Source organism: Nostoc sp. CCY 9925, assembly GCF_963920935.1.
GTDB lineage: Bacteria > Cyanobacteriota > Cyanobacteriia > Cyanobacteriales > Nostocaceae > Nostoc.
On the sequence record NZ_CAWUDO010000041.1, the window covers coordinates 21,578 to 34,828 of the forward strand.

Sequence of the window (13,251 nt, forward strand, 5' to 3'; positions counted from 1 at the left end):
AAAATTTAACCCCCCTTTATGAGTTTGATCCCCATATAGGTGTCACAGTAGTTCTGCTACCCGACTATAGTGATGCCCAATTCAGTTACAGAGAGCAATCCACTTTGTTCTAGTTACTTTAAATAAAAATAATAGCTAGAACAAAGGACAACTCCAAATTGAAAAACTACAGAAGGGTAAAAAATTAGGCAGACATAAAATTATCAACCTGCTGCCACACTAATTTAGCTTTCTCTCTCAAACTACAAACATCAGCACAATGGCAAACATTAAGAATGTTACTACTGATTTAGCATTAACCAAGAAGTAATTGAGAAGTTTGTATATTTTTTTCATACTTAAATTTTGAGATCACGCCGAATACGTCTTCAGGAGCCATAATCTAAGTAATAACTACACCAAGATGTATTAAAAATTACATTTATTTTGTAAATAGAAATTAGAAAATTGTTTAATAAATTACCGATATAGAGAAAGTAAAATCAAGCTCTAAGGGTATTTTAGTGCCAAAAAGTAAAAATTTATATTTAAATTTATAAGTTTAATTGTTTATATATGACAATTCAAGCTAAACATTTTGACACTAGGTTAAATCAGTGGATTCATACAGATGGTAATACGGATAATCCAGATTCACTGTTAAAAGAAGAACTTAATAATACCCTAATAGAACATTTCTTTCCTGGGGTAAACTTTTCGTTTGGGCATATGGACGAAAAGTCTACTGTGGAACAATTAATTAATCATCCTGAAGGTCACAAATTATTATTATCATCAAAAACACGGTTGCTATATGGGCCGGAAGAATGTCTAGATAGAATTAAACAATTATGCCCTGACAACAAAGATAGAGGTGCTTACGGATCTATTTTTCTCGGTTCGTGTAAAAATAGCGTCAATAAAGAGTTAAATATTCTAATTGTTGATGACAGTAATGGTGAAAATGGTGGCGTTATTAGTAACGACCAGGCGTATCGGCTAACAGGAGACTGTTACGGGCAAATATCTACAGACCTATATCACGAATTAACCAAGCATCAAAAAGGTGATAAATATCGAGTAATTCAGCACCGCTTCGGTTGGACTGACCAAGACGGAGATGATAATAAATACCGCTTTGGCAAAGGTACACTACGCCCTGCAAACCTTGACCAAATCCTCAATTATTCAGATCCCAACAACTCAACTAAAATTGACTTAATTCTTCCCTTATCTGCATTCAAGGGAACTGATAAAGACAACCCTAATAGGCCAAGCAAGCCCCAAATTCAACCTGGACTGTACAGGCAAAATATCTGGCTAGGGGAAAAATCACAATCTGAACTCGGTAAAACAGCTATCTCGCAGTTACTCGCTTCATTCCCTAACGGACTGAAAGACTTTACCGAACAACTAGAACTTGAAGCCAAAAAGCTGAATGTTGCACAGGACGACCCCCGGCAACTTGCACAACTTTACTGCGAAAAGTACGAGAAACGGAAAGCTTTTCTTGAAGAACAAGCAACCACACTAGAAGAACAAGCAGCAGAAGATCCAACAGTAGCAGAAGATTTAGAAACTTTGCGCGATGGCGCGGGAGCGCCCGCCGTAGGCGATCGCATTGCTACTGACTCTTTCATTTACAAACTTATCAAAGCTGACCTGCAAGGAGAAAGTCAACTTCTTGAAACTGAGAAAGTACAGAGGGAACTGGCCCGGTTCGTCCAAAACGAGTGGAAAGAAATCGCCATCGGCAAGACACTCACATTTGAGCGGGCAATGGTCATTCCCTCCAAAGACCTGCAAAATGGGGAAATCTGCATCCCGCATTATCAAGGCGGGGAAGAAGTTCTCAACTTCCGTTCACCTTTCCTCAACTCAAATGGTCTATGCATCTCAACTAACAAAGTTGTAGAAGACATCCTTGGGCCTGATGGTCAACCTCTCGCAGGTGCGATCGCTGTCTCAGACGAAACAAGCGATCGCATTTATAACCGTCTAAACGAGCAAATTAAATCTGCCCTACCCGAAGCCCAAAGTAAAAATATTCAATTAGAAGGTATTGAAAATTACTTAAATAAAAACATCAGCAAGCTTGAAACTAAAGACAAAATCGAGTTTACCAACAAATTTAATGAGTATATTTCAGAACTAAAGTCAGCTGGTTACGAGCTAGAAATTCTTCCTCAAGAGTCCGAACAAGAGCGTCAGGCACGCGACTACGATGGTGATTGTATTGGCTTTGAGCAGGCAAGCAGGTATCCAAACCTCACTGCCGAGGCAAGGGAGCGCAACCTGCCTGAAAACGCTTACGATCCAACTGTTAAACTCAAAAAACAATCTTTTTACCAGGAAGATGGCAGTCAGCCGGAATTTGAAGAAATCGCCATCCACATGAGCGATGGCATTAGTGTCGGTGTTATCAACAATCACCTGACCTCAATTGAGGCGTTAGAGTCAGAAATTACTATCCTGAAAAACTTTGGTAGTGAAAAAGACCAAATTGAGTACGTACAGCAGGTAGCCAAACACTACGAAGATTTATTTAAAACAGAAGCCTGGGCAAAATCCAAGGGTATTGAAGGGAAGGAGATTCCGACCAAGTATCGCGGTTACATGGAAGAGTTTATCAAAACTGTTCGGCAAGAACCCTTAAACCAGGTCAATGCACTGGTGGCAATGAATACTAACATCAAGATATACCGCGAAATGATTGCCGAGGCAGCATTTCAAAACCAAATTGCAGTTGACCTCTTCAAAAGTGCCAAAAAACCCGAAATGGAAATTATCCGCAACAACAGTCGGATTCTCCACCGGGAGGTTAACTATATTAAGGATAAGAAAAAAGACGTTTATATTGACAATACAATTCAACCCACGGGATACTCGCCTGTTGAATTACTAATTGCTCAAACCAACCAGTATTTTGAAAAAGCTCGTCTCGAATCGCGTGAAATCGCCCAATTTCAAGCTTTATTTAAAGGTGTCAAGTTTTCTAACGAACAGCGATTAATAGCTACTCTTGTCAAAAAAGAATTCGACAAATCCTTTAACCAAGCGAGTCAGCTATCTAGACAAAGAGAAACTGAAAAAGGGCCGTCTGCAAATATTACCCTTGCTAACGGCAATCAAGTAAGTGTAACTAACCTTTTACAGTATGACAACGAATTTATCTGGAAAGCTAATAAAATTACAATCAAGCTATCAGAAATATCTGAAGACAAGCGCAACAGTAACCGCCCACATAAATATGTAGTTTATGCCCAAATTAACGATGAAACTGAGAACAACAAACCCAAGTTTAGGGCATTAGGAACACTTGCTAAGGAGCAAGAAAATAAAGCCGAAGAGATAGGAATTGCACTTGGACAGGAAGTAACGTCTAACAAAATAGCCTTCCAAGCTGAACTAAGCGAAGGTCAAATTAAGCTTCTTTACCAAAAAGCCTACCAGATAGCAGAAGAATTTTACAATTCAATTCCAGAAGGACAAAAGTTAGCAATGGCAGCTGCTACCTGGGCAGTATCAACTACTCGTGAAAGCAGTAATGATAAAGGTAGCGATTACCAAAAGAAAGTTTCTAATTTCGCCTTTGCTGCCTTTCCTGAAGAGATTATCAGTCAGTTAGACACACTCAGATTTAATGAGTTTAGTATCACTGGCTTCGACAGGAGTAGTGAATTATTTCATGAAAATAAACCTAAAAATATTCGATTTAATCTAGCTGAAGATGGAAAAAGTGTCATTGAACTCCAGAACCAGGAAGGTAATTACGAAACATTTGGAAATATAGAACAAAGTAACGCCCGACTACCAATTGGTAGTGTTGCTATTGCTAGCGTTGAAAAAGGTGAAGTATATACCACCTCTGTTACAACCAAAGTACCCGGACTACCAGAACTTACATTTAAAGTAGGTGAAGTTAATAAGTTTGGAAATTCCCAAAGGTTTAATAATGAACCTGTAATGTTAACAATCGAAAAAGTTGACCTTATTCGTGAAGACTATAGCATTTATCTTCAAAATGGTAATAAACCTGAGAAACTAGGCAACATTGATAAGGAATCAATCAAAGAGGGTATTGCTGAAGGTTGGCTAGCAGAAAAACCCGGTAATGGGCAACAGTTACAGCTTAAAATTCAAACCATCATCACCGGACAAAATGCCTATGCAATAGCAGAGACATCTAAGGGAAATTTTTTACGAATTAATATTACTAATCCAAAGTACAAAAAACAGGAGATTAGCAACCAAGCATTTAAAGAAACTTTAGTTAGAGCATTTGATAAAAAGCACGTTTATATTGCTAAAGTTGGTGAACAATCACTCGGCATTATTGGTCAGCATACTGAACGCCTCGAAACCGAGTTAAATAGAGAGAATGTACAAAGACAGTGGCAAAGGAAAGAAAGTAGCATTGTACAAAAACTAATTGATACGGGTATTATTCGCTTAAACCAACAACGAACTAGTATCCCTGTAGAGATTACCAGTAATGAAAGTACCTGTAAAATAACTATTAATCCAGAAACAGTACAGTATCCCGACAAATGGGTTAAGCGCAGCCAGCTTATAAGTAATGAGCGACCTGTGAGAAACGAACAGCAACAAAAACGCAGCCAAATACTCGGTAAAATTAACGAACGTCCTACAATCCTATTCCAAGATAAAGAACAAAAATTAGTAGGGCTTTTAGGATTAGCAGTTGATGAAAATATAGCCGAAAAAACCAAAAACTATCTAAAAAAAGTAGGAGTATCATACGAACAGCTTCCCAGTTCACAAGCTCGGTTAGAAGCCAAAAAAGGTATGAGTGTATTCGTACTCGATGAAAGTACCATTAGTAACGAACTAAAACAAACCTTTATTGAACGGGCTGGTGATAATATCAAGAGTGCAGATACATCATCACAACCCACTCCAATCATTCCAGAACAAACTGTATATTTTTATAACCCAAACCAACAATATAGTTCCCCAGATGGATCGCAGGTAGAAGCTAAAAAAGCTCTCGGATTAGTTGTTCCCGCACAAGACGCGATCGCTGTAGCTACTTGGCTAGAATCAAAATCTACTGAAAATTATTATTTTATTGAGAGTAACACAGCTACATTTATTTTTAATAAAAATGAGATTAGTGAAAAAATAAACCAAGAATTAAATAGTTTACTTGGAGAACCGATTAATATCGGTGAAGTTGATGGATTTGACCGCTACGAACAGCTTAGTGCAGAGTTAAATCAAAAAGTTGCGGCTGAAGGTAGTCTTTTACAATTAAACCAAATTCCAGAAAATAGTGAGTACAAAAAAGCTCTACAAGCACTACCTAACCGTCCCAGAGAGCTTAATCAAGAGGATTCTCCAGTACCAATTATTCCTGCGAACGCTGTACCAGAAAAGAATACAACTAACATTCAATCAAATACTAACGCTACAGTTGCAGGAATTTCACAGGTTTACAAAAACGCAGTTGAGATACAAGTATTAGCAGATACACAATCAGAAGCTAAGAATCAACCAATATTACTAACCAACTCGCGTCAAGCCGATCCAACTAAAGCTATTGAGATATTGGGTAAGGTAAGCGAGGAAAAAGTAGAACAATTGCGATCGCACCTTGAAACCCACTTCAAACCTATACTTGAAAACGATAAATCCAACTACGCACTAGGACGACAAGTTGCATGGGTCGGTGCAAAATGGGATTTAAAAGACAAAGACTTCAAGCCAGGGTTACAAGACAACAAGTTAATGGAACTTGTCAAACAAGTATATCCTGATGCGGATATTGTGCTGGTCACTTACTCCAAAAACCCCGGCGTTGGCATCAACTACCACCGCGATGACTCCTACGCCGCGACGGAAGCCCGCACCATTAATATCGGAAATTCTGATTGGGGGTATCGCGCTGCTAAGGAACGAATGGCATGGACTAGGGAGGAAAATCAGGACGCACAATACCAAGAGTTTAAACTTGAGTCGGGTACAGTAACCCGCTTTAACTGCAAGAACGAACACGCTGCCCTCAATACTGAGGCTGGCAGATGGTCTATCAACATCTGGTCAATTAAAAATGACCTGGGCAGAGAAAACAGCATTCGCCAAAAATTTGAAAACTTCCTCGCCTCAAACCAACCTCCTCGTGCGATAGTCCAAAGCAACAGCGACCTTACCATCAAAACTAACGAGTGGACACCTGGGGGAGAAATTAAAGTAGAGCGCAGTTATACCAGCCTCAGAGAAGTCACTCAAAATACTCCCTCACACTCTTCAAACCAAGTAACTGTAGAAGAAATTATCGCCATTGGGAATTCCACTGCGGTACGCGCTACCAACCCTCAGATTCCAGACAACCCGACTATATCTGGAAAACCAGTACCAATGGTTTATTCGCTGCATCTGCATGGCGAACCTTCCAAAGTACCAGCTGATACAACTATCGATGCTATGCGTGGACACGGTAGGATACACACCACCAGAGGTGTAAACTACCAAGAAACTTATGGTATCAAAGAGGGAGATATTGCGATCGCTCAAGGTAAAAACGGCGAGCAAGTTGCTTTCCGGGTGGGTAAGCAGTACAAAATTACCCCCGAAATGATTCAAGATCCGAGTTACCAGCAAGCCTGGGCGAAATGGGAAAAACATTCATCTAAAGAACTTACCCAAACCCAGGCGAGTAAGAGTCAGCTATATGGCTTATTCATGGAGCCGCTAGGGGATTATGTCAATGGCAAAATTGTTCCATTCCCAGCCATTCAAAAACAACCTGCAACTCCAGTAAATATCAGTCCTGACTCCAAAGATGGGCTTGGAGTAGCACTCAGTCTTGCTACTGCACTCGCAAAAGAACAAGGCAAGCTACAAAACAATTACCAAGTTTCAGTCAATAATAATCCAGAAGCCCCCGCCGGACAGTATGGAGTAGAGAACCACAGCCAAAAACCTGAAGGGGTAGCATACACATCCGCCGAACACGCATTTAACCACCAAAAGCAGCTGTATCCATCAGCTGATGAATACAAGCTAATGGTAGAAGTACTTCAGGCTAAACTCGAACAACACCCCCGGCTAACTGAGGCGATCGCCAAACGCGGAGGAACTGAATGGCTGGAAAACTGTACGGCAGTTGCAACAACGGGGGAAATCCCACGCCAGTCGCCTCTCCTATCGGAGACGCTGCGCGAACAAGTCGGGGAACCCAATCACAGCGCTGGCTCCGCAACGCACCGCCTGAGTAATATAACTAACGCCCAGGATAAACAGTGGGAGGGTAAGGGTAAAGAATCCGCATTTATTCAAGCCCTCAGCGAAGCATACGGCAATATAACTGAAAAGTCACAACAAACTACAGCAAAAACCCAGCAGGAAAAGTCCGAACAGACTGATCGTCCGCTAACAAATCCACTATCCCAACTTGAACCTATAAACGCTGCCGTCGTTGAACACATGAAAAAAGATATTGCGATGGCCCAAATAGCTACCCAGTTTATCGGTAAATCAGCTGCGCCCCCCGAAACACCTTCAAGCACTCGGAATTACGAGCAAGCATGGGGAGAACGCGCCAACACAGGAAATTACTCGAAAGACGACATCATTATGGTATCCGGGTCTGGCCCGTGGCGCGGAGTGACAAGCGAGCTAATTGCCCAAACTTTTGAAAATCAGTATAAACCGTTACTTAGTAAGGCAATAGAAGCGAAAAGCTCTTTCATAGTCGGAAATGCACAAGGGACTGACCAATTAGTTCAAAATTATCTTCAAGAAAAAGGCTATAAAGTAGAACAAACTTCCCAAGGATACGCTGTATTAAATCCTGTAGAAAATACCAAAATTATTACCAACGCTATTTCTTCCAATACACAAGTATCACATAATCCATTTCTTGCTAAAGACAAGAGCATTCTCTCTCCACAACAAAATCAACAACCAAATATTGACCAAGCACTCGCATCACATTCTCAACCCAGAATGCAGCAGGTTGGAGCGATGGATAGTATTATCGAGCGGATGAAAGCTAATACAGTGCAAAATCTTCAAGACTGGTATGTAGCAGCTGAAAAGCTCGGTAAATCAGAAACATATCTCAATAGAATTCAGGAGGTAGCTGATTTATATATCAAAGAAAACATCAGTCTTGAGAACGCTTTTAAGGCGATGGAACAAGATATAAAGGAGCTAAAAAAAGTTAACGAGATGACCAGTCTTGCCCAAAGTTTAGTTAAAATCATTGGACAGGAAGATATCAATGGCATTATGTCAGTACAAACAGAAAAATACCAAATTGCTACTAAGACTCAAGACAAAACTTACTTAATTAAGGATAAAAATGACAATATATTATTATATCTTAAAGAAGGAAAAACCCAAACAAGTAACATCAGTGATGAAACATTACAGGATTTTCAACTCATGAATTCCCGTATCAATAATGCGCTCAAAGATGTCAAAAAAGATTTAGTGGAGAGGTAATTTTAGTATGAAAGAACTAATCGAACTTCCAGTAGAAGGTTTAACTCCAGCGATACAAGCCAGTCTCCTCAGAGAATTGATCAAACAGCTTAACATCCCTGATGATAAATTTGAAGAATCTGCAAAAAAGCCTCCAACTGCTGAGGAAATAAAAGAGGCTGTGCTAAGGTTAAATTCGGAAATTAACAGAATCAGTAAAGTAGTGCAAGATGAAGCAAAAGTAAACTCTACAGAAATTAAACCTATCACTTTTGTTAATCAAGTTAATCAAGAGTCATCTTCACAAGCCGAAGCAAGCCAGTTCACAGGAACCACAATTGAACCAGAGGTTATAAAAAACCCCACAAATAAAAATGACGATAATAATGGCAGCCCAGTAGAAGAGAGTCCAGAAGATAGAGTACAATCTCTTACCGCCGATTCTCAAATTAGACAGTTTGTTATTCCTGTAATTTTAGACCGCTTAGATATATTTGGAAAATCAGATAAAGAGACACAAGGTATCATTTATAAAAGTGAAGAATATACTGCAAGTCTAAAATCAGAAGAAGATTCGCAAACTCTTAGACTTGATAGAAATTTGCCTGATTCCGAAGAAAATCGAGAAGCACTCTTGGCATCTCGTGACAATAACTCAGAAGAGTACTCTATCACCATTAATAATCTCACTAAAAAGGAATTTGAACGTTTCAAGACTCTGTTCAATGAGCAACAAGCACGCCGCGAACAGAGTCAACAACAATTCAAAAACCAGGATTCTGCTAAAGAGCTAGATTAAATCAACCCAAACCACACACCATACATAAAAGCTATAAATCCAAAAATCAGCTTTTTATTAAAACTCAGGGGGGTCTTGGGACAAATAACAACCGCAACAGCAAAATAGTAAAAAGACGCAGTAAAGTCCAACAAACTCGTCGGGTTAATAGGCAATCTGCCTAATCCGACCAAACATAGCATTCCTATCAAAGACCAAACAACAATCTTTTCTATCCATCCTAAAAGTTTATCGCTATTCATAAAAAATTATCTATTCCTCCATCAATTCGCTAATAACTATTAAACCCATGACTTATAAATAAAATCACCTAGTAAATAGATTGCTTAATGAAAAGTACACAAACCACCCAATCACTTTGTAAAGTTTTTACGAATAATAGTAAAAATTTTAAATAAGCCAATTAAGTTATAGTAATTGTAAAGATTAAAAAATTTAAAATAGTAAGTGCTATAAGTATTATTATCAAGGACAATACCAAACCAAAAAAGCATATAATATGAAACCTATTAATGTTGTCATCATTGAAAATGAGAACATATCTAGGATTGGCGCGGCAACAATATTATCTGAAACTGGTAGAATCCAGGTATGTAGCCTTGTCAAATACGGGAAAGAAGGGATAGAAATTGTTGATAAGCAAAAGCCAGATATCGTCATTATAAATATTGATTTACCTGATATCGATGGCATTGATGTAATCAGTACAATTAAATCCAAACACGCATCAATTAAAATTGTGGTTATGACTGCAAATAGCAGCCGAGATACTATTAACGCAGCCATTAGTAATGGCGCAGACTGCTATTACTGTAAAAATAGCGTCAGAGAAGAAGTAGGAGAAAGATTCGTTGAAGCAGTAATGGCTGCATACAATAACGAATCATGGATTGACCCAACTATTAATCGTATTCTGATTGATAGTCTCAGGTCAAATGACACACCTGATAGAAATGCACTAGACTTTTTAAGTGATTTCTCTACTAAAGAAATAACAGTTCTTAAATTAGCTGCTGGAGGCATGAAAAATAATGAAATTGCCAGTGTAATGTATGTTTCAGAAGGTACAGTAAGGTCATATCTACATAATTCATTTATCAAGCTAGGAGTCAAAGATAGGTTAAACGCTATCCGCGAAGCAATCCGCCTGGGAATCCTCAGCTTTACAGACATGAAAATCGAAGAAGAAGTTACTCAAGAAACCCACACAAGAGTCAAAACTAACCAAAAAAGTCAAAAAGATACAGCTAAAACGAGTAATAAGGGATACAAAGGCTGGGTTGCCTAGAAAATTAATCAACTGCAATTATGCAGCCACCTGAATACTTTTTCTGCTGGCGGCAAGTTTTAATGATAACGGCGTTTTTAACATAAATACTACGCGCTACCTTACCTTCATTGGATTTAGCCCAATCTAGAAGCTTTTTATCTTCAGATTGTAAGATGGCAGATCCAGAAGCCGCCTGCTGAAAAGTTACACTTCCAGCAATGGTCTTGTATGTAAAAACACCAATTGCAGTCCCTAAAGCTAGTACAAAACCCAATACCCCGGCCACTTGTGCCAATCGCCAATTACTTACACCCAAGTGAGGCAAAACCCCACCAGCTTGCTTAGTCATCTTAACCAGATCCTTCGCCGCTTCTGCGATCGCACTCTTTTGTTGTTGTATTGCCACTTTAGAAGCACTATTAAGCTTATCGTCTACCATGTCAGTCCAACCCACCACAAGGGAGTCAAGCCTACCTGGTAGCTGCTGCAACGCAAACTGGGTTGTACCTAGTTCGGCGTATAGGTTGAACAAGGGGTCATCAGGCCGAATACCCAATTTCAGTATCCAATCAGTAACCTCTGCTTTTTTTTCTTCAGAATATTCTGCAACAACTTTTTCAACAACTTTTGCAATATTAGTCATAGGTTGTTTTTAAACAGTCAATTTGAAATCTCACTTTCAATTTGGTAAAGCAAATAATTACCATTTGTCAGATTCAACATCTTCAGTTACATCAAGATTGGAAGGACTTTGTTTATTTGCACCTACAGAAGCTAATTCTGCACAGTTCATACTCAACCCTAAATAATTAGAAGTTATCCCACTAGAAACAATAGAGTTATGAAAAGTCTCCATCCAGTTGAATACTATCGAACGTTGAATAGTATTAAGAGGAGAGTTAGTTTCAATCAGTTGAGTATAAGGTAAACCAGTATCCTCAAGCAACTGGTAAAAGTCATTATGCAATCCACCTAAAACTAGTTCCAAGCTGTTTAATTTTTTAATATCAGCTTGGAATTGACTCCCCTCATAGTATCGAAATTGCTTGCCAAAGTAATGATTTTGGATAACAACATAGTCAACCTGACTACCAAAATGCTGATATAAATCCTGAAGATAATCTTCAACGCAGTCTTTACGGTGTGATATCGGGTGCAAGAAAGTAACACGATATCCTAGATAATTAAGATTTTCTATCAGTGAAACATCTCTATCAAAAAACTTGAATTCTCGGAGATTTTGACCTGGCATATCAGTCAAAATCACTTCAATTTTCGGAAACATTTCTAAGTCGAGTAATAACCTATCAGAATCACCTCTAGAGAATCCCAAATGGTTTATCTCAAAGCGTTGTGTTTGATATATCGATAGTTTATTACGATGCCCGTGGTAGAAAACACGCACATTGAGTTGATTTTTCAAGTACAACTCTAGCAAGAGCCTAGAAGCTGTAGACTTACCTACACGAGCATCACCCGATGTAATCACAAAACGCTTTCTAAACATAATAAACTAAGCAAACTACTAAATTAAGCAGCTATATTTTCAGATTGTAAATTTGAATCTTGATTTTTAGCTTTTTCTTTTTCTTCATTTTCCCTAAGCTCTTTAGACTTTTCAACAACTGCTGGATAGTAACAATCATCTGGTTGTATATCAAAGCCAAATAAATTAAATGCTGGCTTGATTTGCGCTTCAAACTCAGCAAGCCAAGATTTAATTCTCGACTTAATCACAATATTTGTTCCTTTATGAGTCTGACCTTCATTAAATGTCAGAGCATGGCGGTCAATAAAGTCGTAGGATTTGTAGAATAAATCTGGCATCACAAGTTCTACTAGACCTTCTGCAAGCATATTTTGACGTAGAAAAGCGTCATTATATCGCTCAAATTTTTCTTCTTCACCATGAAATAAGTTCTTGACGACAATATAATCTACTTGATCTTTACAAAGTTCACGCAGTTTTTCTAGAACATTTATGGAATCAAGAACCCTACTAATCACTGAAACCATCGTAACTTGGCAATTAATATCGGTCTTAAGCACTTCAAAAAATGAAAGCTCTTTGACATAACTTTCAAAGAAACCTCCAGATTGTGCTGGTAAGTCTAATAGTGTAATAGGACAATCGCTCTCATCTAAATTAATTAATAAATCGTCAGCACCACCCCTATGAAAAATATCAATATAACGGATTATAGGTCGGTAGTCTTTTTTGAAATATCTTTCTAACTGAGGATTTCTTAAGTCAGCTTCATAAGTAACACAGGGTAAATTTTTATTAATGTACAGTTGAAATAGCGCTCGTGCAAAGGTGCTTTTTCCCACGCCACCTTTATCACCTGTAACAATTATTAGCCGCTTTTTAGGTTTACTATCAGTGTTTAACGAAATATTATTATTGGTTGTATTATCATCAGACATGACTTTTTTACCCTTATTACTTCTATTTTGAGACATAACAATCCTCTACAAAGCAAATACACTTTGTTGATATAAATCGAAACTTTTAAACATTATCTTGAAGAAGATAATTCATTTATAATAGTTGATAAGTATTTGATATAAGCAACATTTAATGATAAAACTAGTTGATTATACAGGTTCCCAGCAAACCACTTAAAATGACTGCATCCCTCCATCAATCCTCCCAGAATAAATAATTAGAATTACAAAAATGTCAATGCCTGGATCAATTTTAAAATGCTCATATAGTTGTCCTGAAAATTAGCTATATGAGGAAGCCAAT

The 13,251-nt window shown here is 38.3% G+C and carries 7 protein-coding genes; 3 read left to right on the forward strand and 4 right to left on the reverse strand.

The features are described from left to right. Positions 1–555 precede the first annotated feature (555 nt). Both ACM0OY_RS20575 and ACM0OY_RS20580 read left to right on the forward strand, forming a co-directional pair. Positions 556–8,451 carry a hypothetical protein gene (locus ACM0OY_RS20575; protein ID WP_414570706.1) on the forward strand — a complete coding sequence of 2,632 codons (7,896 nt, stop codon included), beginning with the start codon at positions 556–558 and terminating at the stop codon, positions 8,449–8,451. Positions 8,452–8,458: 7 nt separating this feature from the next. Then, complete coding sequence (locus ACM0OY_RS20580; protein WP_414570707.1) at positions 8,459–9,229, forward strand: hypothetical protein; 771 nt, start codon at positions 8,459–8,461, stop codon at positions 9,227–9,229. Here ACM0OY_RS20580 and ACM0OY_RS20585 read toward each other — a convergent pair. Beyond that, positions 9,226–9,471 carry a hypothetical protein gene (locus ACM0OY_RS20585; RefSeq protein WP_414570708.1) on the reverse strand — a complete coding sequence of 82 codons (246 nt, stop codon included), beginning with the start codon at positions 9,469–9,471 and terminating at the stop codon, positions 9,226–9,228. The two genes, ACM0OY_RS20580 and ACM0OY_RS20585, sit on opposite strands and share 4 nt — an antisense overlap. 257 nt (positions 9,472–9,728) lie before the next feature. On the opposite strand from ACM0OY_RS20585, the gene ACM0OY_RS20590 reads away from it, so the two are divergent. Beyond that, positions 9,729–10,517: a response regulator gene (locus ACM0OY_RS20590; protein WP_414570709.1), complete on the forward strand. Its 789-nt coding sequence runs from the start codon at positions 9,729–9,731 to the stop codon at positions 10,515–10,517. 4 nt (positions 10,518–10,521) lie between these two features. Here ACM0OY_RS20590 and ACM0OY_RS20595 read toward each other — a convergent pair whose 3' ends face one another. From ACM0OY_RS20595 to ACM0OY_RS20605, 3 genes are read right to left on the reverse strand one after another with little or no spacing between them, the layout of a single operon-like run. Next, positions 10,522–11,142, reverse strand: coding sequence for a DUF6753 family protein (locus ACM0OY_RS20595; protein ID WP_414570710.1), 621 nt, complete (start codon positions 11,140–11,142; stop codon positions 10,522–10,524). Positions 11,143–11,199: 57 nt separating this feature from the next. Continuing rightward, complete coding sequence (locus ACM0OY_RS20600) at positions 11,200–12,006, reverse strand: hypothetical protein (RefSeq protein WP_414570711.1); 807 nt, start codon at positions 12,004–12,006, stop codon at positions 11,200–11,202. A gap of 23 nt (positions 12,007–12,029) precedes the next feature. Continuing rightward, positions 12,030–12,962, reverse strand: coding sequence for a chromosome partitioning protein ParA (locus ACM0OY_RS20605; RefSeq protein ID WP_414570712.1), 933 nt, complete (start codon positions 12,960–12,962; stop codon positions 12,030–12,032). Between the last annotated feature and the right edge of the window lie 289 nt (positions 12,963–13,251).